The organism is Paenibacillus shenyangensis, from assembly GCF_000346635.1.
GTDB classification, from domain to species: domain Bacteria; phylum Bacillota; class Bacilli; order Paenibacillales; family Paenibacillaceae; genus Saccharibacillus; species Saccharibacillus dauci.
Map to the genome: position 1 here is coordinate 115762 of NZ_AOIG01000006.1, position 25544 is coordinate 141305.

General features: G+C 45.9%; 21 protein-coding genes and 1 other annotated feature. Of the genes, 2 read left to right on the forward strand and 19 right to left on the reverse strand.

Translation table 11 applies throughout. The features are described from left to right. Positions 1-21 precede the first annotated feature (21 nt). The 4 genes from H065_RS0104660 to lepA form a co-directional block, all read right to left on the reverse strand. Complete coding sequence (locus H065_RS0104660; protein WP_017811857.1) at positions 22-492, reverse strand: N-acetyltransferase; 471 nt, start codon at positions 490-492, stop codon at positions 22-24. Between the two features lie 451 nt (positions 493-943). Beyond that, entirely contained in the window at positions 944-1549 is a 606-nt protein-coding gene (locus H065_RS0104665; protein WP_017811858.1) for a hypothetical protein, read from the reverse strand. 138 nt (positions 1550-1687) lie between these two features. After that, the gene (gene hemW, locus H065_RS0104670; RefSeq protein WP_017811859.1) at positions 1688-2869 is read right to left on the reverse strand and encodes a radical SAM family heme chaperone HemW; all 1182 of its coding nucleotides are present in this window, start codon (positions 2867-2869) and stop codon (positions 1688-1690) included. Between the two features lie 165 nt (positions 2870-3034). Continuing rightward, complete coding sequence (gene lepA, locus H065_RS0104675) at positions 3035-4849, reverse strand: translation elongation factor 4 (RefSeq protein WP_017811860.1); 1815 nt, start codon at positions 4847-4849, stop codon at positions 3035-3037. 259 nt (positions 4850-5108) lie between these two features. Here lepA and rpsT point away from each other — a divergent pair, with 259 nt between their 5' ends. Next, positions 5109-5381 (forward strand): 30S ribosomal protein S20, encoded by a 273-nt coding sequence (gene rpsT, locus H065_RS0104680; protein WP_017811861.1) that lies wholly within the window; start codon positions 5109-5111, stop codon positions 5379-5381. 224 nt (positions 5382-5605) lie between these two features. On the opposite strand, the gene holA is transcribed toward rpsT, so the two are convergent. The 13 genes from holA to H065_RS0104740 all read right to left on the reverse strand — a co-directional run bounded on the left by holA (position 5606) and on the right by H065_RS0104740 (position 20922). After that, positions 5606-6625: a DNA polymerase III subunit delta gene (holA, locus tag H065_RS0104685; protein ID WP_017811862.1), complete on the reverse strand. Its 1020-nt coding sequence runs from the start codon at positions 6623-6625 to the stop codon at positions 5606-5608. A gap of 199 nt (positions 6626-6824) precedes the next feature. Beyond that, positions 6825-8165 carry a hypothetical protein gene (locus tag H065_RS0104690; protein ID WP_017811863.1) on the reverse strand — a complete coding sequence of 447 codons (1341 nt, stop codon included), beginning with the start codon at positions 8163-8165 and terminating at the stop codon, positions 6825-6827. Further along, positions 8162-8710, reverse strand: a complete 549-nt coding sequence (locus H065_RS0104695; protein ID WP_017811864.1) for an RNA polymerase sigma factor — start codon at positions 8708-8710, stop codon at positions 8162-8164. The genes H065_RS0104690 and H065_RS0104695 overlap by 4 nt, the downstream gene beginning before the upstream one ends. Positions 8711-9062: 352 nt before the next feature. Beyond that, on the reverse strand, positions 9063-11885 hold the full coding sequence (locus H065_RS25220; RefSeq protein WP_017811865.1) for a ComEC/Rec2 family competence protein: 2823 nt from the start codon (positions 11883-11885) through the stop codon (positions 9063-9065). Positions 11886-12201: 316 nt separating this feature from the next. Then, the gene (locus tag H065_RS0104705; protein WP_017811866.1) at positions 12202-12702 is read right to left on the reverse strand and encodes a deoxycytidylate deaminase; all 501 of its coding nucleotides are present in this window, start codon (positions 12700-12702) and stop codon (positions 12202-12204) included. A gap of 22 nt (positions 12703-12724) precedes the next feature. Next, a complete protein-coding gene (locus tag H065_RS26830; protein ID WP_238557882.1) occupies positions 12725-13420 on the reverse strand; it encodes a ComEA family DNA-binding protein in 696 nt (231 codons plus the stop codon). A gap of 183 nt (positions 13421-13603) precedes the next feature. Continuing rightward, positions 13604-16045, reverse strand: coding sequence for a leucine--tRNA ligase (gene leuS / locus H065_RS0104715; RefSeq protein WP_017811868.1), 2442 nt, complete (start codon positions 16043-16045; stop codon positions 13604-13606). Positions 16046-16182: 137 nt separating this feature from the next. After that, positions 16183-16452: a binding site (T-box leader), on the reverse strand. Positions 16453-16590: 138 nt separating this feature from the next. Next, positions 16591-17493, reverse strand: coding sequence for a DUF4097 family beta strand repeat-containing protein (locus H065_RS0104720; RefSeq protein ID WP_017811869.1), 903 nt, complete (start codon positions 17491-17493; stop codon positions 16591-16593). 41 nt (positions 17494-17534) lie between these two features. Then, positions 17535-17783, reverse strand: coding sequence for a hypothetical protein (locus H065_RS26835; RefSeq protein WP_238557883.1), 249 nt, complete (start codon positions 17781-17783; stop codon positions 17535-17537). Positions 17784-17814: 31 nt separating this feature from the next. After that, positions 17815-18228 (reverse strand): ABC transporter permease, encoded by a 414-nt coding sequence (locus tag H065_RS26840; RefSeq protein ID WP_051058689.1) that lies wholly within the window; start codon positions 18226-18228, stop codon positions 17815-17817. Continuing rightward, positions 18221-19144: an ABC transporter ATP-binding protein gene (locus H065_RS0104730; protein ID WP_017811870.1), complete on the reverse strand. Its 924-nt coding sequence runs from the start codon at positions 19142-19144 to the stop codon at positions 18221-18223. The genes H065_RS26840 and H065_RS0104730 overlap by 8 nt, the downstream gene beginning before the upstream one ends. Before the next feature lie 137 nt (positions 19145-19281). Then, positions 19282-20220 carry a sensor histidine kinase gene (locus H065_RS0104735; protein WP_017811871.1) on the reverse strand — a complete coding sequence of 313 codons (939 nt, stop codon included), beginning with the start codon at positions 20218-20220 and terminating at the stop codon, positions 19282-19284. Next, on the reverse strand, positions 20221-20922 hold the full coding sequence (locus tag H065_RS0104740; RefSeq protein ID WP_017811872.1) for a response regulator transcription factor: 702 nt from the start codon (positions 20920-20922) through the stop codon (positions 20221-20223). A gap of 278 nt (positions 20923-21200) precedes the next feature. Here H065_RS0104740 and H065_RS0104745 point away from each other — a divergent pair, with 278 nt between their 5' ends. After that, positions 21201-23276 (forward strand): molybdopterin-dependent oxidoreductase, encoded by a 2076-nt coding sequence (locus tag H065_RS0104745; protein ID WP_017811873.1) that lies wholly within the window; start codon positions 21201-21203, stop codon positions 23274-23276. A gap of 113 nt (positions 23277-23389) precedes the next feature. Here the strand turns inward: H065_RS0104745 and H065_RS0104750 are convergent, their stop codons facing one another. Together H065_RS0104750 and H065_RS0104755 are read right to left on the reverse strand one after the other, a co-directional pair. Next, positions 23390-24502 (reverse strand): GGDEF domain-containing protein, encoded by a 1113-nt coding sequence (locus tag H065_RS0104750; protein ID WP_017811874.1) that lies wholly within the window; start codon positions 24500-24502, stop codon positions 23390-23392. Positions 24503-24729: 227 nt separating this feature from the next. Further along, positions 24730-25461, reverse strand: coding sequence for a class I SAM-dependent DNA methyltransferase (locus tag H065_RS0104755; RefSeq protein ID WP_051058691.1), 732 nt, complete (start codon positions 25459-25461; stop codon positions 24730-24732). Positions 25462-25544: the final 83 nt, after the last annotated feature.

Below are 25544 nucleotides of genomic sequence, written 5' to 3' on the forward strand. Positions count from 1 at the left end.
GGGTGAATATTTATGTCGTTATCAGATATCCAGAACTTTGAGTACAGCGATCTCGTCACAACGATCCTGTTTGGGACAATGTCTGCAGTCTGCCCATACTTTTTCCGGGAAAATACTGGTGTCCACTACTTCAAAGCCGTTTTTTACAAAGAAGGAGACTTCATAGGTCAGCGCCATTACTTTGCGTAATCCACGTGCAGCTGCATGTTCCATCAGCTTATCGACCAGATGGGAGCCTATTCCCTGGCCTTTATGACCCTCTGAAATGCCCAGCGAGCGAATCTCTACCAGTTCTTGCCCAAGCTGACACAGAGAGCCACAGCCTACCAGTTCATTATTGATCTCTGCCACTACAAAATGCCGCAGCTGCCGATGCAGCGCTTCACGGGAACGCGGAAGCATAATACCCCGCTCAGCATAACCTGAAATTAATTGATAGAGAGATTCTACATCTTCGGGTACAGCTGCTCTGCACGTAACTACAGCCTGCATAATACGTTCCTCCTCGTGTCGCGATGCGGATCGGTCAGAATGCGATCAGCAATCTGCCTGGGTTGATTTGAAAAAGTGATTCGTATATGTGAATACAACGAATAAAATGTCAAATGAATACGTATAAATATACAATGATACAAATTTAAATTCAATAGATTTATTCAAAAAAGAATAATTATTTTTCAGGAGATCCTATTCTATAATTAGCGTTGATCCTTTATTTATATGAAGTAATCAGATGTTCCATTACTTTGCGGACGTGTTTTCTTGTATTTTGTAAAATACATTTTCTAAATCAAATCACTGCATTTTATACATCATATTTAAACCTCAGATTTTTATTCAATCAACTAAAGCAATATATATAAAGAAACTGTATATGAATAGAGCTATGTGCAGCTTCTTTTATCGCCTAATAAGTATTTTCCGTTCGATTGTCATTTATAGCCTAGAAATCAACCTGCTGATTTAATATCACTTCTCTGGGCTCATAGGCAAAAAGATCAAGTGAGCGCACCAGTGAAAACTCGATACCTTCCAATTGATCCGGAAGCGCAGGAACGACCATAAATTCAATATAACCATAACCTCCCCCTCCATGGCTTCCATTGCGATTTACTTGATAGATTTGCTCACTGATAACCTCAAGCATTAGATTCATTTTTAACATGACCCCATCTGGATTTTCACCAAGGTACTTAATATCTATTTTAATAACGCTCCCAAGCTCATACTGCATAATATGGGTCAATGTGTACTCGCACTCACCAGATACCGTTTTCTTCATCATTGGAATGACACTTTTCAAGGCGCCAGGGCCATCCGGCAAATAATAATAACGATTCTCTTTAAGATTTTGCAGAATAAAACGTACTTTATCAATATCCATGGAAAATTCTTCAGACCATTGTTCCAAATATTCCTCCGGTGGAAAAAAGCGTTTACCTACAGACAATTTGTGCCGCTGTTTAATAAGTCCAATCAATTGATGATCAATTTCTTTGGCTTCATCACTGTACTCATTTGGAATAATACGCGGATCAGTCCAGCTCATACAATTCACCTCTTTTATTTTTACAATTTCTTCCTATATGATCATATCAAAAAATCAATTCTAAGTAACTATAAAATATACAAAAAAGCGCTGACTCCAGAAGGAATCAGCGCTTGGCGATAAATAACTATATTTAAATTATACGGTCTCTTCTACGAGACTGCCGACAAACTCGCCGAACACATCATTACCAAAAAGCAGGCCTTTCTCACTTAAGCGATAGCCCGTATCGGTAGGCTCCAGAAGTTGACCATTCAGTAGCTTGCGAATCTGTGCCTGGAATACATCATCCAGCTGCTGACCATCAAATTGACGGGCAAAGCGTTCCTTGGATACGCCTTCCAGCATTCGCAGTCCTACCATCATAAAGTCTTCCATGGCCTCGTTGCGATCAATCTCGGCATGATCCAGACGCGGCAGACCCTGCTGGGCAGCTTCATTATATGGATTGACACCTTTGATATTCATATGACGCTCTCCGGCGACATAGCCATGTGCTCCGGCACCCAGACCATAATAGTCTTCATTGCGCCAGTACGTCATATTATGACGGCTGCCGTAACCCGGTTTGGCAAAATTGCTGATCTCATACTGCTCATAACCAGCTTTTTTCATTTTGTCCATCAGCAGCAGATACATATTCAGCTCGCTCTCTTCATCCGGCAGCGGCAGCTGGTTTTTCTGGAACATCGTGTGGAACAGCGTATTCTCTTCTACTTTGAGACTGTAAATGGAGTAATGCGGCAGATCCAGCTCCAGTGCACGATCTACGCTGTAGGACAGCATATCCAGCGTCTGATTGGGCAATCCGAACATTAGGTCGATCGAGAGATTGTTTAGTCCCATCTTGCGGGCATTCTCCAGGCTGCGGTACACATCATCTGTGTTATGAATACGTCCGATACCGGTCAGAAGTTCATTCTGAAAAGCCTGTACGCCGAAGCTGACACGGTTGACGCCGCCTTCTTTCATGATTGCCAGCTTGTCTGCATCCGTTGTTCCCGGATTGGCTTCCATCGTAAATTCGATATTATCCGACCAATTTGGGAAATACGTGCGAATCGACTTGAGGAAGTATTCCATCTCGTCATTTTTGAGGACAGTAGGCGTACCTCCTCCAACAAAGATCGTATCGATGGTGCCCGGCGGATGCTGCTGCACCGTATATTCCATCTCACGCTCCAAAGCACGCAGGTAATCCATTACCGGCTGGTCTTTGAGAACATAAGAATTAAAGTCACAGTAAAAGCACTTGTTCGTGCAGAACGGAATGTGCATGTATATCGCACGGGGCGCGTCGTTATTCAATGGTTTATTCATGACTCTTTTCCTCCCCGTCATTCTATTTTGAACCTGGCTGCAAGTGCCAGGATATGGTCATGGTTAGATGAAGCTTTTGCAAATTTAATGGTGCAATGGACAAAAGGGAAAGCCTGTTGCCAGGCCCTCCCTTGTCTCACCGCTACAAATTGATTATAGGACAGACTAGTCGTCGATACGCAGTACCGCCATAAAGGCTTCCTGAGGAACTTCTACGTTACCGACCTGTTTCATACGTTTTTTACCTTCTTTTTGCTTCTCCAGCAATTTACGCTTACGGGAGATGTCACCGCCGTAACACTTGGCGAGAACGTTTTTACGCATCGCTTTGACGGTCTCACGGGCAACGACTTTGGTACCAACAGAAGCCTGAATCGGAATTTCGAACATCTGGCGTGGAATCAGCTCACGCAGCTTCTCACAGATAATCCGTCCACGATGATACGCACGATCCCGGTGAACGATAAAGGACAATGCATCGACCTGTTCGCCGTTCAGCAGAATATCCATTTTGACCAGATTGGACTTGCGATAACCAGAAATCTCATAGTCAAAGGATGCATACCCTTTGGTGCTGGATTTCAGTTGATCGAAGAAGTCATATACAATCTCGGATAATGGCACCTGATACGTAATCGTAACACGGGTTGTATCCAGATATTCCATATTGATAAATTCACCGCGTTTGGTCTGGCAAAGCTCCATTACGGTTCCTACAAAGTCATTCGGTACAATAATGGAAGCTTTGACAAAAGGCTCTTCCACATACTCGATCCGGCCAAGCTCCGGATAGTTGGATGGGTTATCAATAGTGATAACGTCTCCATTGGTGAGCGTAACATGGTAGATAACGCTCGGTGCTGTTGTAATCAGCGGAATATTGAATTCGCGCTCGATCCGCTCCTGGATAACGTCCATATGCAGCAGTCCAAGGAATCCACAACGGAAACCAAAGCCCAGTGCACTGGATGATTCCGGTTCAAAGCTCAGGGAAGCATCATTCAACTGCAGCTTCTCCAGTGCTTCACGCAAATCTACATAGTCGGAAGATTCGATCGGATAAAGACCGCAATATACCATAGGATTGATTTTACGGTAACCGGGTAATGGTTCCAGGGTTGGATTCTTCGCATCGGTAATCGTATCCCCGACACGTGTATCGCCCACAGTCTTGATACCCGCTACAATAAAGCCAACATCACCAACATTCAGTTCATCGACAATCGTCATACGCGGCATAAAGGCACCGACTTCGATAACTTCGAATTCCTTGCCGGTGGCCATCATTTTGATTTTGGAGCCGGCTTTGATTTTGCCGTCCACGATCCGGGAGTAAATAATAACCCCTTTGTATGGATCGTAATGCGAGTCAAAGATCAGCGCTTTCAATGGATTCGAAGGATCACCGGTTGGTGCAGGAACTTTCGCTACAACCTGTTCCAGGATTTCCTTGATTCCGATTCCTGCTTTGGCTGAAGCCAGTACAGCTTCACTTGCATCCAGGCCGATGACATCTTCTACTTCCTGCTTTACACGCTCCGGATCAGCGCTTGGCAGGTCGATTTTGTTAATAACCGGCAGAATCTCCAGGTTATTATCGAGTGCCAGGTACACGTTGGCCAGTGTCTGTGCTTCGATCCCCTGCGCCGCATCCACAACCAGCAGAGCGCCTTCACAGGCTGCCAGACTGCGGGATACCTCATACGTGAAGTCGACGTGTCCCGGTGTATCGATCAGGTTAAGCAGATACTCTTCGCCATCATCGGCTTTGTACGTGAGACGTACTGCCTGCAGTTTGATAGTGATTCCGCGTTCACGCTCCAGGTCCATCTGATCCAGTACCTGTTCCTGCATTTCGCGTGAAGTCAGTGCGCCAGTGTACTCCAGAATACGGTCAGCCAGTGTTGATTTACCGTGGTCTATATGCGCAATAATTGAGAAATTACGAATTTTTTGCTGTCTTGCTGCAATATCAGTCATTCCTTACCCCCAACATAAGCCTGAAATATAATGCTGATGGTCCGGTCCTACTTGAAAGGTCAACCATTCCATTAATCAATTTATTATAGCAGTTGGTTGATATCCCAGCAATCCCACAACAGGAAGTAAAATGAAAGGATTATCGGGAATAAATTTCTACAAGTAAGATAGTATTGCATTTGATAATAGTCCATGCTAAAATATTTAGAGTTGTGAGTCTTAACGATGAACCGTATATGCTTTACAGGAGGTGAATGTAATGCCTAACATTAAATCCGCAGTAAAACGTGTAAAAACTAGCGAAAAGCGTCGTGCTCTGAATGCTGCACAAAAGTCCGCTCTGCGTACTAGCGTGAAAGCTGCAGATACTGCACTTGTGAATACTGATGTTGAAGTTGCAAAAACTGCTGTTGCTGCTGCTTCCAAAAGCCTTGATAAAGCTGTATCTAAAGGCCATATCCACAAAAACGCGGCTGCTCGTAAAAAATCCCGTTTGGCTAAGAAACTGAACGCAATTTCCAGCCAAGCCTAAGCTTGATTAATATAAACCCCTGATCGGTTCTCCGGTCAGGGGTTTATTGTTGTGGTACAGAAAATAAATATCTCGATACAATAATCTCATTACTCTCTGTTAGCCTATAACCAGGCACCTGGTCGAGAGTTCTATTCGTGTACCGAGTCCACACTTCTACTGATCATGATTAAAAAAGCTCAGGATTTATGCTCCTGAGCTTTTTTTGATTTATTTAAGTTCAATTACGCACCCAACCGTAGCAAAAACATTTCCAGTCCGAGTACCTTATCAATAGCACCTGTTTTCATCTGGTAATCGAGCCGGGCCAGATGAGCGACGATCGAGCGCAGCTTCTGGCTTTCGAATTTGCGGGATTGTTCACCAGCGATTTTGACCGCATATGGATGCAGACCAAGCTGTGAAGCGATCTGCTGTTGGGAATAGTTTTGCCCCGACAGCTCTTTTACCTGCAGCATAATCCGGAACTGGCGGGCAATCAGGGCAGCGATCTTGATCGGTTCTTCGCGCTGCTTGAGCAGGTCATAGAAAATAGTCAACGCCTGTTCCAGGCGTACCGCTGCAATTTGCTCTACCAGCATAAATACATTTTGTTCGGTACTGCGGGCAACCAGCTGCTGCACACTATCTATAGTAATTGTACCGCCTCTGCCTGCATGCAGACAGAGCTTATCCATTTCTGCCGACAAAATCCCCAGTCCCGTGCCTGCTGACTGTACGAGCGCTTCAGCCGCTGCTGTAGAGCATTCGCATTCCTGCTTTTTGGCATGGCGGATCAGCCAGCCTAGCAGCTCTTCGGCTCCCATCGGCTGAAACGGCAGTACACAGGCATGGTTTTTGATCGCTTTAACGATTTTTTTGCGTTCATCGAGTTTCTCTCCATTGACCCAAAACAGCAAAATGGAGTACTCGGCTGGTTCTTCCATATAGCGCAGCAGCGATTCTACCCGGTGTTCGAGCTTGCTGTTATCCTTGCCGGCTGTGAGCACCGAAGAATCCTTGATAATAATCAGCTTGCGCGGCACCATAAAAGGAATCTCTTCCGCTTCCTCTACGACTGTTTCGAGAGCCGTCTCTGACAGATCATAATGCGCCAGCGCAAAATCGCGATGCTCCGGCTCAATCAGTTGCTGGGTCGCAAAGTCGATAAATTCCTTGATTCGGTATTTCTCCGCCCCGTAACATACATAGATAGCGGCAGGTTTGTTATTTTGAATGTCTTTACTTGCTGTCTTCAGATCCATATTCCGTTCCTCCTGATTTCAATATCATTATTGTAACGGAAAAAGGAACAGACGACAAAGGACTTCCTGCTTTTTCTCGCAGAAAGTCCTTTATTTCAGCAATGTACTATATTTTATCTACAGGATGCTTTACCCCGTATCCTGCTTGTATACCAGCACGGCAGGATTCCAGGTCATTCTAACCTTTTTATCTCTCTTGTTAATCGTTACCGATCGTAATTTTGTACGTTTTGCTTATGCCGTTTTCGTTAACTTGATAAGTGAATATTTTGCCATCATCCGACCATCTGCCGCTGACCAAGCTCCCCTTCAGCGTAATGGAAGAAACAACCGTACGTCCATTCACGTTATCCTCCGCGATACTATCCAGCCGCAGAATATTATCTGTTGTGAGTACGACCGTATAATCTGCACCCGGAGACTTCCATTCCTGCTCTTGCTTCGGTGCATTCACACTGGAAGTGGAAGGTAGCAGGGAACGTTCGGTACTCTTAGTTTCGAGTGTAGGCGTATCTGCTGGCGCATTATCCGCTTTTGGTGTATCGCCACTGGATGCATTCGGATCAGGTGTAGTGCTTTCCTGCGACTGCATCGAAGGAGCATCGGTTGATTCCGGATTGCTATCCGCTGCGCTTTGCTTATCCTGAGCCGCATCTTTGTTCGCAGTACCCGTATCTGCAGACGGTGCTTTGGTGCTGTCTGCTGGACTGGAGTCCTTCTCGGAAGATACTTTCGGATTCGAAGCTGGCTGCTGTGAGCGATCATTTGACGAATTTCCATTGTCCCCTGAAGAAATTCCACCACGGTTACCCGATGCAGGAGGTTGCTCCTCGCGGGTATCCGGTGTATTGGTACTTTCCTGTGGAGTCACGCTGCGCTCCGGCTCTTTGGAAGCTGGAGGTGTCTTTGTGCTCTCACTTGCAGAAGGCGTATTGGATGAAGTCTCAGGTTCCTTGATATCCTTGCTATTGGATGGTTCCTGACTTCCGGTAGACGATTGATCTGATTCCGGCGAATCCAGAGTACTTTCTGTATTCGCTGGTGAAGAGATACTGCCTGGGTCCGGCTGGGCTTCTTCCTGTTGTTTGTAAGTGAATGGTGAAGAAGGCGCTCCTGCGTCGGTAAGTGTTTTGGGTTCATAGCTGGCGATCGATACACCCAGTACCACACCGGCAGCAACGATACCACCGATTGTACGTACCGGCAATCGTTCACGCCAGGTTCGACGCTGACGACGGCGTTCTGCCAATTCATCCTGATCGTTCTGCTCTGGTTCCATAATACCGATCTCGGAAGCACTTTCTGCACGCCGTTCTTCATCAAGCAGATCGAGCTCTGGCAGAATAGCATCTACCAGACTGTACTTTGGTGTGACATCAGGTAACTTTTCCAGGCGTAACGATAAAGCCGTCATAATCCGGAATGTCTCTGCCGCATCTGGATTCTCATCCATATAACGGAACAAGGCTTTCGTATCTTCCCCATTCAGGTCACCGTCCAAATAGCGGCTCATCCATTCTTCCGCTACTTCACGTTTCATCCAATCATTCCTCCTTTCTCATAATCTGCTAGCAGATTCTGTAATTGTTGACGGGCTCGAAACAGGTACGATTTTACTGTATTCAAAGGTAGATCCAGACAATCCGCAATTTCATTGTAAGACAGGTCCTGAATATACCGGAGTACAATCACGGTACGATGATGTTCCGGCAGCTGATTGATCGCTTCCCGCACATCCTTGGATGTATAGGCGCGCATCACTTCATGCTCTACATCGTCATGACCTTCGAACACCATTTCGTGTTCCTCAATGGAAACGGTAGGTTTACTGCGTCTGAATTTATCAATACAAATATTCGTCACGATTCGCTGTACCCAGGTCTTGAATTGTGCTTTTTCTTCGTAGGAACCGATTTTGGTGTAAATACGGATCAGTGCCTCTTGAGCCGCATCCAGAGCATCCTGTTCATTGTTCAAAATGTAGTAAGCTGTTTTGTACACATGATGTTCTATCTCTCTTAATAGGGTGATTAGAGCATCTCGGTCTCCCTCTTGGGCGGCCTTGATGAGTCCCTGCTCCACCACGGAGGATCCCCCTCTCCTTACAACCCCTAGACGTATAACACCGTCTAATTGTTGCAGTACTTTTAAAATAATTTCAATTTATTGATGCATCCCGGAAGATACTGATGAATGGCTTTGTAAACACTTACCCTATGTAGGAAACATTCGAATCCGGGCCATTTCCAGATCACTTTTGGAGCGAATTTGGAGCAATTGCGGCGTCAATACGGATGAGAGCTGTATTCAGGATACCAAAATCCGACCTGTTCGTCATCTTCTGGGCCATAACTTTAAAAACCCGCAGCTTTTTGGGCTGCGGGCTGAAGTCACTTACCGAGTAAAAGAGTTTGACATATGGTCGACGAAATTTCTGCTATTTCGATGATACAGGAGAAGGCAGCAGCGTGCGCCGCAGCAATTGACCGTCTGCATTTACCCTTATCTGCACTTCACCATTCTGATCTGTACGTGCTACATCGGAGCCAACTTCCTCGATTCGTTCCAGTACTTCCTCGGTAGGATGCCCATAGGTATTATATTGACCGACCGAAATGACAGACAATGCAGGGTTCCAGTAATGAAGCCATTCTGCCGAAGTAGATGTTCGGCTGCCATGGTGACCTATTTTGAGCACATCCACAGGTACAGAGGTGGTTGGATTATCGGAAGTTTGCTGCTGATTCTGCTGCCTCAGGAGAGACTGCGATTGGTATCTGGATGTCAGATCATAGAGGATTCCTTTTTCTTGCGTCTGATCGGCATCACCTGTAAACAAAAACCGACGTGAATTCATCGTTAGCAAAAAAACGACCGAATAATGATTCTGCTCTTCTTTGCGTGGAAGGGGCTGGCTTGCTGGATTACTGAACTGCTGCGTACTTGCATAGCGAGTAGCAGGCTGTTCGGTATCACTGGACAATTTGGTATTCACTCCTGTACCAGAAGTAACAGCAATCGGCGCCAGAAAAGAAAGTTCTGTCTGCTGATCTGGCTGCAACTTCAGTCCTGGCAGGGAACCGTATATCGGAACTTTCTTCTCTAGCAGCACCTGTATTAATTTGTCCAATCCACTGCCTTTGGGCATCGTCCCGTTGAATACAAACTGGCGAATCGGTATCTGTTCTGCTACTGCCAGCAGTCCGCCTGCATGGTCATGATCGCCGTGTGTCAAAATAACGGCATCCAGCTGATGAATGCCTCTTTGCTTGAGCAGAGGAACTAGCAGTTTGAGCCCGATCTCATACGGATTTTTGCGTTTGCGCCATTCCTTCCCTTTTTGCCCAAAATCCATCGTACCGCCGCCATCCACCAGAATATGCTTGCCACCTGGAGTAGTAATCAAAATACTGTCTCCCTGACCTACATCCAGATACTGGACAATACCATCCCCATGCTGCAGGGGACTGAGATATGCATAGATTACTAAAACAAGCAGCAGACATGGCGATATTAATATTCCGATTATTCGGCGACGGAGCCATGGTGACATCATACGATATGATTTGTGACTATATATTCCATATTGTTTCTCTCTCATGCTTCGATGTACCGGAGGCAGCGGCGCTGTAGGATGTATATCTCCGCTGCCTGATATTGCAGTATGTAGACGATCAGACGGATTACTGTCACCAGAAATCTGTTCCTTTTTCCATCTCAGTAAGTCACTACCATAGCGAAGCAACATATATAAGGTTACGTAATAGAATAGTATCCAAGTGAGCGGCGGAGCATGCCAGATCGTCAACATAGCTGGTAGCCCATCCAGCCAGTCAATCATCCGAAACGATAGGATATTGATCCAGGAGACGATACTTCCGAGCCATATCGCCCCCTGCAGCCAACCATAGCTAAGTACCAGTGCTATCGATCCTACCGGCAGCACAATCAGACTCGATACAGGAACCAGCAGAAAGTTGGCTGCGAATGACAATAGCGAGAACTGGTTAAAATAATAAATCGTCAGCGGAAACGAAATTAGCTGCGCCACCAGCGTAACTGCTATCGCGCCAGCCAGACGGGAAGGTAGTTTTTGCAGCAAAGGCTGCATCAATGGTACATACAGAATCAATCCTGCCGTTACAGCAAAAGAAAGCTGAAAACTTACATTTAGCAGAAAATACGGTTCATACAGCAGCATCCCCCAGCAGGCCGCACATAAAATATGCAGTCCATCCTTAAGTAATCCACGACTGGCCGCATAGAGAGCAATCATTCCCATAATACCTGCCCGGATAGCAGAAGGCGAGGCTCCGGTTAACAGCACATAGACAGGAAGCAGCAGCATAACCACAAGACAGGCTCTTTCCCTCGTCAGACCTATTTTGCGAAACAGCCAGAGCAGCAGACCGGTATAGATCGCTACATGCAGTCCCGATATCGCCAGAATGTGTGTTAGGCCAAGTCTTGAAAAAGAAGCGAACTGCTCGGGGTCTATATCATCCGCATCCCCGATCAGCAGTCCTTTCATATAACCATTGTCTTCAGTATGAAAAATCTGTTCAATCCTGCTGCCGAGTATCTGACGGGTATGATCATTCCAGCGCAGCAGTTGCCAACTCCAGGACGCAGGCCCATTGACCGTAAGTGCAGAAGGTTGTACAGCAGAAGCACCCTCGGCTTTGATCATCCAGTGAATATACTGGGTCCGTAAATAACGACGATAATCAAAAGCGTCAAAGTTGCGAGCTTCACCAGGCATTTTCCAGGTTCCACGAAGAACAATCCGATCTCCACGCTGCCAATTGGCTGCCTCCTGCAGCTCCTGACGGGCGGTCAGCTTTAGTTGGACGATGACTGTCTCCGGTTGTGGAAGACTACTGGCTGCTCCCAACTGCGGCAGTACATACAGCTTCATCCGAAAGCTAACCCGATCTCCATCGATTTCCGGCAGATTGGTAATCACGCCTTCTGTCTGAACGGGCTGCTCGTTCATCTGCTGCGGCGACTGCTGAAGCAATGAAGGAAGAATGCTATTGTTATGTCTGTCATTCCAATTCCAGTATACGGCAGCACAGACAAGTGTTAAGCCCAGAATCAGAATAGAACGCCGATGAACCGGAAGGCTAATCCACAGCGCCCCTACGATTAGCAGCAGACCGAGCACTCCCCATCCAAAGCCTCCATATTGTAAAACAGCTGCAAACGTACAGCCTGTAACCCAGGCTGTACAGAGTGCAACCAGAGGTCTTGTTTTCATTGCTTCTCCTTTTGACTATCAAATTTGCAGATCGTTCTTGATACCATCCCATCACACAGAGAGAATAATGGTATAGAAGCAGAGGTATGGGAGAAGCCTTTATAATCATCAAATTCACCTGCACAAACATATATCAGCAAGATTTGATGGATATTCTCCAAATAACAGCACAAAAAAGAACCATTATCTTCTCGTCAGGATGTCGGACATCCGGCGGATCGAATAATGGTTCTTCCATTATGTTCTACTTCGTATTCTCTTGTGCGATGAGAGATAACAGACAGTACTTGTATGCATGGCAAATCAATTTATTCCATTAATCGATAACTACAGTCTGCTGCGGAGGCTCATAAGCCTGCAGCTGACGAAATACGATTCCTTTTTGATGCATCATTTCATGTACTTTACGGGTATCCTTGGGATAGGCGCGGTGATAGACCACCTCGATAATCCCACTATTGGCCAGCATATTGGCACATGTCCAGCAGGGTTCATCCGTTACATATACTGTCGAGCCCTCTCGGTCTGCGCGGTCGGTAAACAGCAGCAGATTCTGCTCGGCATGAATGGTACGAATGCAGCGCTGCTTTTTGACCATGGTCTCTATGCCGCCCGATATGACCAGTTCCACTTCTTCGGAAATCATACAGCCTGCTTCCGAGCAGTCCGGCACACCCATCGGTGCTCCATTATACGCAGTACCGAGCAGCTTTTTGCCCTGTACAAGTACAGATCCCACGTGACGGCGCAGACAGCGTGAACGTGTGGATACCATATGCGCAATATCCATAAAGTACGTATCCCAGTCTTTACGCATCCTGGTCTTCCTCCTTAACCATCTAAAGCCTTGCGTATGGCAGCAGTTTGGCAAGCATCTTGCTGCCGATCCCTTTGACATTGTCCAGTTCGCTTACACTTCGAAAAGGACCGTGTGCATTACGGTAATCGATAATAGCCTGTGCCTTCTTTTCGCCGATTCCCGGCAGTTCAGTAAGTTCGGTTAAGCCTGCCTGGTTGAGGCTAATTCTGCCGGATGTATCTTCTGCCAAATTAGCGCTGGCGGGAGATTCAATAGCAGAACCCGATCGGGAGCTTGTCTCATCTGAACGGTGTGCTGTACCGGTAACGGACGAATCAGTGCCGTTCCCTGCTTCTGCAGACGACTCTGCTGAAGCAGCAGCTGTACTGGTCGGTGAACCGGATACGACTGCTTGTTGATCCTTGCTCTTCAGCGAAGCCTCCGATTGTTCTGAAGTCTGATTGGCTGAGGAAGACAGCTGATCGGCGGGAATTGATGACACTGCCGGCGGGGCACTGACTGGCTGCGGAGCAGTAGCTCCAGCATTGGGCAGCGCATTCGCAGCAGGTTTCTTTGCCTGATCAGCCGGCGGATTCTCGGTGAGTGAAGCTGATGCTCGTTCGTTCAGCACCACCCACGAAGTTCCCTGATCGTCCGGCTGTCCTGCTCCAAAGCAGATCAGGCCGATTCCAAGTACAGCCGACACGGCTGCTATCCACATCATATTACGTTTCATACCTGCACCTCTGTTTGTCGGGACCCGGTTCATTACCGGGTATCCCGGTAATTGGTCTCCCATCGCATAGGAGGTAATACTAATTAAATGTTAACTGTTCGATAGATATTCGATTAAGCATGAATTGCTGGTATCTGTATGTCTACCCGTTAGGCTTGTTTCTTATAACAAAGAAACGCTTAATCAGTTGGCTACAATGTTAACCAGTTTGCCCGGTACTGCAATAACTTTGCGAACCGTTTTGCCTTCGATTGCCTGCTTGACTGCATCGAGGGACATCGCAAATTCTTCCATTGCTTTGGCGTCCATATCTTTGGCTACATTAACACGTTGTACAATTTTGCCGGTAATCTGGATAACAATCTCTACTTCGGATTCGGTTGTCCAAGCTTCATCGTACTTCGGCCACTCTACATAGGTGATGCCGCCGCTATGACCCAGACGGGACCACAATTCTTCGGCAATATGCGGAGCCAGAGGAGACAGCAACTGGAGGAAGTTCTCCATCGCCTCACGAGGCAGCTCATCCGTTTTGTAAGCTTCGTTGATAAAGATCATCAGCTGGCTGATCGCCGTATTGAAGCGCAGATTTTCCATATCTTCGGTTACTTTTTTGATCGTTTTGTGCCAGGTACGTTTGAAGTTGTCATCGCCACCGTTGTCGACAATCTTGGAGCTGATGCCACCTTCTTCATTAATAAACAAACGCCATACACGTGCCAGGAAGCGGTGCATACCTTCCACACCATTCTCGTTCCATGGCTTGGTGGCTTCCAGTGGTCCCATGAACATCTCATACAGACGCAGCGTATCCGCACCATACTCATTCACGATATCATCCGGGTTAATGACATTACCACGGGATTTACTCATTTTCTCGTTGTTGGTACCGAGGATCATGCCCTGGTTAATCAGCTTCTGGAAAGGCTCCTTGGTATTGACTACGCCGATATCGTACAGTACTTTGTGCCAGAAACGTGCATACAGCAAATGCAGTACCGCATGCTCGGCTCCGCCGATATACAGGTCAACCGGCATCCAGAAATCAAGCTTTTCCTTGGAGCACAGTTCGTCATTGTTTTTCGGATCGATATAACGCAGGTAATACCAGCAGCTGCCTGCCCATTGTGGCATCGTGTTGGTCTCGCGGCGTGCTTTCATGCCTGTTTCCGGATCGATGGTGTTGACCCAATCGGTTGCATTGGCCAGTGGTGATTCTCCTGTACCGGATGGCTTGATTTCTTCCAGATCCGGCAACAACAGCGGCAAGCTGTCTTCAGGTACCGGCTTGATCGTGCCATCTTCCAGATGCAGGATTGGAATTGGCTCACCCCAGTAACGCTGACGGCTGAACAGCCAGTCACGCAGACGGTAGGTCGTTTTGCCTTCGCCTTTGCCGTTTTCTTCCAGCCATTGAATCATGGTAGAGATTGCTTCTTCCATCTGCATACCGTTCAGCATACCGGAATTCACGTGCTCGCCTTCGCCGGCGTAAGCTTCCTTCGTCACATCGCCGCCAGCAACCACTTCGATAATCGGCAGTTCGAACTTCTGCGCGAATTCCCAGTCGCGTGTATCATGAGCCGGAACTGCCATAATTGCACCGGTACCATAAGCAGCCAGTACATAATCCGCGATCCAGATCGGCAGTTTCTCTCCATTGGCCGGATTCACTGCGTAAGCGCCTGTGAATACACCGCTCTTGTCTTTGTTCAGATCCGTACGTTCCAGGTCACTCTTGTGAGAAGCTTTCTCCTGATACGCTTTGACTGCATCCTGCTGGTCAGCCGTTGTAATCTTCTCTACCAACGGATGTTCAGGTGCCAGTACACAGTAAGTAGCTCCGAACAGGGTGTCCGGACGAGTTGTGAAGACACGAATCTCTTCTTCTGTTCCATCTACCTGGAAAGTAACTTCTGCACCTTTTGATTTGCCGATCCAGTTGCGCTGCATATCCTTGATGCTTTCTGCCCAGTCCAGCTCATCGAGATCTTCCAGCAGACGATCTGCATACTCGGTAATCTTCAGCATCCATTGACGCATCGGACGACGAATAACCGGATGACCGCCGCGCTCGCTCTTGCCGTCGATAACTTCTTCATTCGCCAGTACCGTACCCAGTGCCGGACACCAATTTACCGGAATCTCGGCGATATAAGCCAGACCCTTGTTATACAGCTGGATAAAGATCCACTGGGTCCATTTATAATAATCCGGATCGGTTGTACTGATCTCGCGATCCCAGTCGTAGGAGAAACCAAGAGACTTGATCTGACGGCGGAAATTATTAATATTCTGAATGGTAAATTCACGCGGGTGACCGCCATTATCGATCGCATATTGCTCGGCCGGCAGACCGAATGCATCCCAGCCCATCGGATGCAGCACATTGTAACCCTGCATACGCTTGTAGCGGGAAACGATATCTGTCGCTGTGTAGCCTTCCGGGTGACCTACGTGCAGACCGGCACCGGATGGATAAGGAAACATGTCCATCGCGTAAAACTTCGGTTTGCCCGGCTCCTCGGTTGTTTTGAATGTTTTGTTCTCATCCCAATAGCCTTGCCATTTGGGTTCCAGTTCCTGCGGACGATAGCCCGGCTGGGACGTGTGTACTTCTGTCATATTATTTCCTCCTCTTAGTAAGTATTGTTGTTCCGGTAATGCCATTATCCATATGCTGCGCTTTGTTATCCATCCGGACGACACAGCTTCTATGTCCGAAAGCAACAAAAAACCTCCCGTCCCCAGCGTATATTATCGCTAGGGACGAGAGGTTGAATCTCGCGGTACCACCCTAGTTAGCGAACAGGTATGCTTCACCATTCACTCACTTAGTTGCCTGATAACGGCAGGAAGCCGATGTGTTTCAGAATTGGTTATATTCATCCAAATGAATATTCGGATCAACCCCATGATTCCTGACACATATCTCCAAGGTGAGTTCACACCAGCATCATATCGGCTTGCACCAGCCGCCGACTCTCTATGTAATGCTTGCTGATATTACTATTCCTTTTCACTGAGCATTAAGTATGGACCAGTCAGCAGATGCTGTCCGGTTGTAACAATGGTTTTATTGTAAAAAAGTTAGCCGGTAAAGTCAATGAAAGAAATATCCGGTGGTCAAAAAAAGAAAACCTGCTGCATAATCGTTAAGCAGATATACACTATAATTGGCTCATCCTCATATCACCGGAACTGGTACTTACCGTAATCTGCTGCCGAACTGCGCCAGTCCCTATCACACCTCGTATATGGTGCTCGGAGTTATCCTTGAACGTCATTTTGTTCATCTGGATATCTGCTGTTCCCGAGCTGCTTGTAAATAGCAGCTGCAATGAATTACTGGCAGATCCAATCTCGGCGTTCACATCGCCACTTGAAGTAGTCAGCTGCACATCCAATACCGGTTGACCTTCAATATACTCGATTTCACCGGATGAAGTTGTCATCTGTGTACGCTCGCCGGATAACTGCACTGAGCGAATCGTCCCGCTGGTCGTTTCCCATGCGGCCGCTGCGATATTATTATCCTTTGCTGTAATGTTGCCGCTGGTAGTCTGGAAAAGAGCAGTGCCCGCAATTTGTAATCCGGAGATCTGCTGCTCTCCGGAACTGGACTCCGTCGTTATCTTGTTAGCTGACACATCATGAAGGTTGATTTGACCCGATGAAGTTATGACTGTAATCTCGTTCCACATTTTGGATGGAACTTTTATTTTCAGTTTTAGATTATCGAGAGGATCCAATTGAATACCCAGTCTATTATTTTGTGTATCCATCTGGATATTCATAACGCCCTGTTCCGGTACCATTGTGAATGAATATTTTTCTTTGGAATTGGCATATATACTGCCATCCAGTGTAGCGGTAATCTGATCCTGCTCTCCAGGCAGCAGTTCGACATCAGGAGCAGAGGTATGGATCATCAGACTATGAACAGAAGTAGAAGGCATGGATTTCTGTTCATGAATACTTATCTTTTGATTAAAATGAGTGTAGCCCCAATAGCCGATAACGCATACGGCTACTATGATTATAGTAATACCTGTAAATAACGAACGCTTCATTCCAGTACTCTCCTCGCCAATTGGCTTGATGGTTATGAATATTACACAATGTCTTTGGTCTCTACATTGCGAATGGATAGATAGGCAGACAGCAGCCCTACAACAGCCAGACTCACCGGGACAGCTGTGATAGAGAACATGGAGAAATCATTACTTGTGGCACTCGTAACACCAACAATCAATACTGCGGATACGAGTGTAGCTGGTACCGATTTGCGGTGCATTCCGATATATAACGGAATCAGACCAATACCGGCAGAAGCCAGCGCACTAATCAGTATATTCCGCAAGTTATGCATAAATATACCAAGCGTCATCGGTTCAGCCAAAAAATGAAGCATCTGGTTCATCAGATAAAAAAAATCCGCCCAGCACCAGATTCGACAAAAAGATTGTAGCAAAAGTGAATATCATGATTAACAGTACCTTGGCAATCATCAGCTTCTGTCTTTTGATCGGATACATAAACAGCACAGAGATCGACCCGGTCTTGTATTCTTCCAAAAACAGTTTTGCGATCAGCACTGCAGCAAATACAGTGAAAGTCGCCCGTACTACACTGTCAATAATCAGAAATGCCATATCATAGCTCTCAAAAGGAATACGACTGCTTCTGGTCTCCATTACATAGATTAATACCAGAAGTGCCAAAAAGCAGAGATTCGCAATCAGTACGCCCTTTATGTAACGCCACAATTGATATTTTTTAATTTCAAGGCGGATTAATTTAAGCATGTTGTAATCCCCTATCCAGCAGATGGATAAAATAATCTTCCAGCGAAAGGCTTTTTTTCTTTATTTCCTCGATATGAATACCATACAGAATGAATTGTTTGGCAATTTCCGTTTGTGGTAGAGACAACGTATAGATGTGTATCCAGCCACCATCCATCACCCTGAAATTATCGATACACAGGATTTCCTCCAGTACATACACTGCTTTTTGTATATCATCACTCCGAATTTCGATATATTCGGTATAACGCTCATGGATCTCTTTTACAGTAATTTCTTCTATCAGCTGACCCTGGTTGATTACACCGATCGTATCGGCGATCTGTTCTACTTCACTCAGAATATGACTGGAAATGATCATAGTCATCCGGTACTCATGACACAGCGTCTGAAACAGACCACGCAGCTCTTTGATACCTATAGGATCAAGCCCGTTAATCGGCTCATCCAGAATCAGCAGCTCCGGCTTGGTAATAATTGCACGAGCGATCCCAAGACGCTGACGCATGCCCAGCGAGAAACTTTTGACCGGTTTGTTATTGACTGCCTGCAAATTGACAAGTGTGAGTGTTTCTTCTATCGCCAGATGATCATAATAGCCGGCATATTCGCAGTGCAGCTGCAAATTCTCACGTGCGCTCAATTTTTCATAAAACACAGGAAACTCGATTATACTACCGATTCTTTTCAGCATCTCATAGGAATGCTCGGTTACTGTCTCGCCGAATATCTCGATTTCGCCACTGGATGGCTTGATCAGATTGGTCATCATTTTCATGACTGTTGTTTTGCCTGCACCGTTGGGTCCGAGCAAACCGTAGATCTCTCCTTTTTGGACATTCATATTCAAATTGGAGACTACTGCATGACCATCATAGCTTTTACTTAACTGATACGTTTTGATCAGATACGTCAATGGATTTACCTCCTCCATGTAATGGATGACTGATACTTTTACTTTACAGGAGTGAAATTGCTTTTTTATTAATCAACCCTTACTTATTTCTTAATTTCCTGATTCGCTGTATACCACGAAGCTGTTACCCGTCTATATTACAAATGACATTTGAGCAGCACAGTAAATACGGTCTTTTCATCAGGCTTACTGATGACCGAAATATCACCGCCCATTTTCTCTACAAGCCGTTTGGTAATAGTCAGTCCCAGTCCACTTCCCTGGTACAGTCGATTTCGGGAATCTTCCAGCGTATACATTCGCTCAAAGATACGATCCTGATGTTTCTCGCCGATTCCTTTGCCTTTGTCCCATACATCGATGCCTATATGCTGATCATTATGCCGATACACCGATAGTCCCAGTACATGTCCGTCACTTCCGTATTGAATCGCATTGGATAGCAGGTTATTCAGGATACGGTGCAGTTCCTCTTCGTTACCATATGCCATAAGAGGTTGATCTTCTGGAATATCAATCACAACTTCTATCTCCTGCGCTGTTAGAATATCGTAAAAGCCTAATATATTGGCTTTGCAAATTTCACTGACATCGATTTGGGAAATCTCAATCTCGTGATCGCCAGATTCCAGTTTGACCAGATCAAAAAACTTATTCATTAAATGAAGCACTTCTATTGTTTTGTGGTGAACTTTGGCAAGCAAAACATCCACTTCGGCTCGGGTGAGATCGGGGTCATTCAATATGATTTCCAGATAACCAAGCACTACTGTCAGTGGGGTACGCAGATCATGAGATATATTGGAGAGCATTTTGCGGATAGATATTTCCATTTGATAATAAGAGGCTGTTGTCTTGCGGTTGTGATCCAGCAGTCGATTCATTTCAGTAAGCAGCGCTTTCAAATGAACATCTTCGGTCTGCAGCAGTAATTTCTCGTCGGTATGCTGATCGGTAATTGCTTTTAATTTGGTATATGCATATAGAAGATTGGCCTGCTGCTGTCTATAACGATGCTGCTGGAAAACAACGAGCAGCAGAAGCATAACAATAATAATGGCCCCAATGATATTCATCTAGAACTCTCCCAGCTTATAGCCGATTCCCCATAACGTCTGGATATATTTTGGGGTAGACGGATCATCTTCAATCTTCTCGCGCAGTCTTCTCATATGTACGTTAATCACATTGGTGTCGCCGTAGTAATCTTCTTGCCAGACCAGATGATATAGTTGGGCTTTGGTAAATACTTTTTTTGGATGGGTCATGAATAGTTGCAGAATCCGAAATTCTTTGGCAGTTAGTTTGATTTCGTACTCATTTTTGTAGACCGTATAATTATTCGTATTCAGATTGAGTTCACCAATATGTATATTGTCTTGATTCTCGGCAGGAGTTACTGGAGCAGAATACTGCTGCGCACGGCGGATATTGGCTTTGACTCTGGCTGTCAGTTCAATCATGGAAAATGGCTTGGATAGATAATCATCTGCTCCAAATCCCAGACCAAGAGCCTTATCCAGATCTCCATCTTTGGCAGACATAATCAATACAGGCACAGTACTTTGCGCCCGGATAATTTTTAGAATTTCAATTCCATCCAGTTTCGGAAGCATCAAATCAAGCAAAATCATATCAAATGACTTTTCCGAAAATGCTTCAAGGGCCTGTTCTCCGTCATAAACACAGCTCATATCAAATCCTTCTTTGATCAACTGCGTCTGAATCAATTCACTGATCGATACATCATCTTCTATTAATAAAATTCGATTCTTCACCGCTGTCCCTCCCTGCTTTCAGTGTACACATTATTCTACGTCAGTTTGTATTAATTTTACAATTTTATTATAGATTACTATCTATTGGCATGATTAATTCAATAATAGGATTGTGCAATTATAATGAACAAGCTATGATATGTAGCAGTATAATCCTGACTAATTCTGTCGACTTATAACATTTTTATATTTTCATGTGCACTTGTCAGTGCAATGGTAGTAGATAAATATCTCTGCATACCTTATAAAGAACCCCCTATCGAAAGGAGCAGTGATTCATGTCTGCTTATATTCAACAACCGGATGGCATCTTCAAAACGGTCTGCTCGCTGGACTGTCCGGATCAGTGTGGACTGCTCGTTCACAAGGAAAATGGCAAAATCACCAAAATCGCCGGCGATCCCGAACATCCGGTAACCCGTGGCAATATATGCAATAAAGTACGACATATGGCCGAACGGATCTATGATGAGCAGCGTCTTACCCAGCCGCTCAAACGTGTAGGTCCCAAAGGCAGTCGCCAGTTTGAACCGATTACCTGGGATGAGGCAATCGAGACCATTACTTCACACTGGAAAAGCTTGATCACCGAGCATGGACCGGAGAGCATTCTTCCATATAGTTTTTACGGCAACATGGGCAATATTAACGCGGAAGGCATGGATCGCCGGTTCTTCTATCGCTTGGGAGCCAGTCAGATTGAGCGGACGATCTGTACAGCTGCTGGAGGTGCCGGTTTTAAATATACGATGGGCGGCAGTATCGGAACCGATCCGGAAGATACGGTGCATACCCGGCTATTTATCCTGTGGGGCATCAATGCAGTCAGTACCAATATGCACCAGATCACACTCGCCCAGCAGGCACGCAAACAGGGTGCCAAAATCGTTGTCATCGATGTACACCGTAATCAGACCGGCCGGATGGCAGACTGGTTTATCCCCATACTACCCGGAACGGATACAGCACTGGCACTTGGCCTGATGCATATATTATTTGCCGAGAATCGGGTGGATGAACATTTCCTGCATAATTATACAGTTGGTCATGAAGAACTGCGTGAGCATGTGCAATCGTATGATCCGGTGACTGTATCCGGAATTACAGGCGTTCCTGTGGATGATATTTACAAACTGGCACGAATGTACAGCGAGACTTCGCCAGCCATGATTCGTATCGGCAATGGATTACAGCATCATGACAATGGTGGCATGAATACCCGTGCCATTACCTGTCTATCCGTATTGACCGGACAATGGCTGGTACGCGGTGGTGGAGCCATTCGTTCCAACTCTGCTTATCTGACTCATAATGCAGCAGCCCTGCAACGTCCGGATCTGCTGCAAAACCGGAATACGCGCTCCTTTAACATGAATCAGCTGGGTCGGGCACTAACCGACACGCAGCCGCCTGTTCATTCCCTTTATGTATACAGCTGCAATCCGGCTGTCGTAGCGCCACGCGCTGCACAGGTACGTCAAGGGCTGGAACGGGAAGATCTCTTTACAGTAGTGCATGATCTGTTTTTGACAGAGACAGCAGCTTATGCCGATATTATACTGCCTGCTACCTCTTCGTTCGAGAATCTGGACTTCTATACGTCTTACTGGCACCACTACATGCAGCTTGGACAGCCGATTATCGAAGCGTACGGACAGAGCAAGTCCAATACCGAAGTATTTCGTCTGCTGGCAGCAGCAATGGGATTTGAAGAACCGGAGCTGCAGGACAGCGATGAACAGATGATCCGCCAGGCTCTGGATCATCCGGCTAACCCGTATTTACAGGGGATTCATTATGATGCACTGCAGGACAATCATTATATCAAGGCAAACCGCTCGGCGATCTATCCGGAACGCCTGGAGACACCAAGTGGCAAAGTAGAACTCTACTCCAGTACCATGGCCCAAATAGGATTGCCACCACTGCCTACGTATATTCCGCTTCAGGAACAGGATCGCCATAATTATATTTTTGTACCGGGACCAACGCATAACTTCCTGAACTCTACCTTCTCGAATAATGCCAAGCATGCCGGTATGGAAAAACTGCCGCGACTGTTTTTGAATACGGCTGATGCCGAAAATGAAGGAATTATGGATGGTGATACCGTTATTGTGTCCAACCAGTATGGCTCCTGTGAATTGATTGCCGCTGTAGGAGAGACCGTACTGCCTGGCGTGGTCGTCAGTCAAGGATTATGGGCGGATACTTCCGATCATCAGCCTGCTCATCTGGTCAATGCGCTGACTCCGGATCGTCTGTCCGATATGGGCGGTGGTGCGACCTTCTTCTCAGGCAGAGTTGATTTGCAGAAAAAACAACTTCCAGTTCCACTGGAATCGATTATCTAGATGACCATTGCTCCTTTCCATGTATTCGTTATGTATCATAAATAAAAGTATACTCATCAAAAAGGCTGTCTCTCCTGTAAGCATCAGGAGTGGACAGCCTTTTTGATAATAATCTATTCTTCTACTGAGCGAACTGCCAGTTCAACCCGATTGCGTCCATTCCCCTTCGCTTCATATAGCGCCCGGTCAGCCTCACGGAACAATCGGGTCGGATCGGTTAATGGATAGCAGCTGACTCCAAGCGAGATGGTCAGATGAATATCCTGACCTTCCTCCAGTACAAAAGTATGCTGTGCCATGGCAGCCCGAATCTGCTCGGCGAGATCCAGTGCCTCCTGTTCATTACAGTCCTTCAGGATAATTGCAAACTCTTCTCCGCCTTTACGGGCGCAGTAATCTCCAGCACGAATCGTTCGTCCGATCACCTCGGCTACCTGAACCAGTACCGTATCTCCATTCAGATGTCCATAATTATCATTAATTTTTTTAAAAAAATCGATATCTACTACTACCAATGCAAAGGATTGCTGCTGCTCCTTGGCTTCTTCAATCGTCTGCCGGAACAGACGGTCAAAAGCACGCGGATTGTAGAGTTTGGTCAAAAAGTCATGATTGGCTGCTTGCCGGGTTTTCATCAATGTATCATCCGCTCGCTGAATATAGCGGATAATATAATAAGCGAACAGACCGGCACAAATATACAGCAGTCCAAACAACAGATTCATCATAATATGTTCTATTGCCTGCAAAATGGTGACGGCAACAATATAGACGAGCAATGTAGCGATGATCGCTCTGAACCATACTTTTAGCGATACTTCGCGCTGCTTGCGCATACACAATGAAGTTACTACATAGGTGAACATCGCATTGCCAAAGCCGATCCAGGAACTGAATTGCAAAGACTCACCACTGAACAGACGATATATCCCTATAATTACTGCCGAAATCAGACCACTCCATGATCCTCCATAATAAAAGGAAATCATAATAGCCAACTGACGGAAATCCACCATAACCGTGTTGGTTCCTTCATTCAAGCGGATAGAGAAAAAGCTCATCATACAAATCCCGATGAGTCCTGCAAACACCCCGGCAAGCAGCGGAACCAGCCATTTCACTTTATATAATTTCTGCTCAATAAATTTCAAAAAAAGATTGCCAAAAAAAAGTACAGTCGTCAAAAAGGTAAGATTGTTCAACAGTGTCTGAGTAATCGTCTGCATCTCTCGTCCCCATCATCGTAGCATTGAATTCACCGGATTATTTGCTTGTTGCAGGATTCTATCTAATATGTTTATTATACACAATTCATGCTTCGACAAATATCATCATTTTTCTCAATTTGTCAGCTACTCTAATATGTAATGAATTCCGCTATCAAAATAAAAAAGCTCCTATAATTCAGGAGCTTCAAACTTACATATTATCCCATTATTCTATCACAATCCGATTACTTTACCGCAACAAAAAATAAACGGGCTGCATCATCGCCTGCTTCTACCCATTCAAAGTCGGCATAGCATTTCACATCGCGGAATCCTGCTTTGTACAGCTCGGTAGTCAGCCACTCCTGTTCATACGAACGCTGAATATGCACTTCTTCAAAACGCTCATAGAGAGACTGACTATCCTCACTAACCCGGGCAAAAATAGTCAAATGATGCTCAATCTCTGTGCGTGCCCCATTATACTCACAAGTCCATAAATAAGAGATCGACCGGTCATCCAGCATAAATGGTTGCTCTTCATCATAACGACGCAGCGTATTCGGATGATGCACATCGAAAATAAAAGTACCACCTGGCTTGAGACCATTATAGGTCGACTGGAACGTATGAATCACATCTTCCGGTTCGGTCAGATAATTGAGACAGTCACAAAAAGAAATAACACTGTCTACGAGTTCCGGCATCTGCCAACTCGTCATATTCTGGCAAATCCACTGTACACTGCCATCCTGAAACAATCGGTGTCCCTGCGGGGTCGATTCCATTTTGTCACGGGCAACCGACAGCATGTCCGAAGACAAATCAATCCCTGTCATCCGAAAGCCGGAATTCACCAGTGGAATCGTAATACTGCCTGTACCACAGCCCAGCTCCGCTACAGTACGCGGCATTCCGTAGCGATCCCAGACCTCACGTACAAAACGAAGCCAGTCCGGATAAGGCATATCTTCCATCAATTCATCATATACATAGGCAAACTTACGGTATGGCACTAATTTAACCGTCCTTCCCTGTTTTTGCACGTCCGTATTTCGGG

Bases quoted from the DNA above. Each gene is read 5' to 3' on its own strand.
- H065_RS0104660 (WP_017811857.1), bottom strand. From the start codon at position 492: ATGCAGGCTGTAGTTACGTGCAGAGCAGCTGTACCCGAAGATGTAGAA.
- H065_RS0104665 (WP_017811858.1), bottom strand. From the start codon at position 1,549: ATGAGCTGGACTGATCCGCGTATTATTCCAAATGAGTACAGTGATGAA.
- hemW (WP_017811859.1), bottom strand. From the start codon at position 2,869: ATGAATAAACCATTGAATAACGACGCGCCCCGTGCGATATACATGCAC.
- lepA (WP_017811860.1), bottom strand. From the start codon at position 4,849: ATGACTGATATTGCAGCAAGACAGCAAAAAATTCGTAATTTCTCAATT.
- rpsT (WP_017811861.1), top strand. From the start codon at position 5,109: ATGCCTAACATTAAATCCGCAGTAAAACGTGTAAAAACTAGCGAAAAG.
- holA (WP_017811862.1), bottom strand. From the start codon at position 6,625: ATGGATCTGAAGACAGCAAGTAAAGACATTCAAAATAACAAACCTGCC.
- H065_RS0104690 (WP_017811863.1), bottom strand. From the start codon at position 8,165: ATGAAACGTGAAGTAGCGGAAGAATGGATGAGCCGCTATTTGGACGGT.
- H065_RS25220 (WP_017811865.1), bottom strand. From the start codon at position 11,885: ATGAAAACAAGACCTCTGGTTGCACTCTGTACAGCCTGGGTTACAGGC.
- H065_RS0104705 (WP_017811866.1), bottom strand. From the start codon at position 12,702: ATGCGTAAAGACTGGGATACGTACTTTATGGATATTGCGCATATGGTA.
- H065_RS26830 (WP_238557882.1), bottom strand. From the start codon at position 13,420: ATGAAACGTAATATGATGTGGATAGCAGCCGTGTCGGCTGTACTTGGA.
- leuS (WP_017811868.1), bottom strand. From the start codon at position 16,045: ATGACAGAAGTACACACGTCCCAGCCGGGCTATCGTCCGCAGGAACTG.
- H065_RS0104720 (WP_017811869.1), bottom strand. From the start codon at position 17,493: ATGAAGCGTTCGTTATTTACAGGTATTACTATAATCATAGTAGCCGTA.
- H065_RS26840 (WP_051058689.1), bottom strand. From the start codon at position 18,228: ATGCTTAAATTAATCCGCCTTGAAATTAAAAAATATCAATTGTGGCGT.
- H065_RS0104735 (WP_017811871.1), bottom strand. From the start codon at position 20,220: ATGAATATCATTGGGGCCATTATTATTGTTATGCTTCTGCTGCTCGTT.
- H065_RS0104745 (WP_017811873.1), top strand. From the start codon at position 21,201: ATGTCTGCTTATATTCAACAACCGGATGGCATCTTCAAAACGGTCTGC.
- H065_RS0104750 (WP_017811874.1), bottom strand. From the start codon at position 24,502: ATGCAGACGATTACTCAGACACTGTTGAACAATCTTACCTTTTTGACG.
- H065_RS0104755 (WP_051058691.1), bottom strand. From the start codon at position 25,461: ATGGAAGATATGCCTTATCCGGACTGGCTTCGTTTTGTACGTGAGGTC.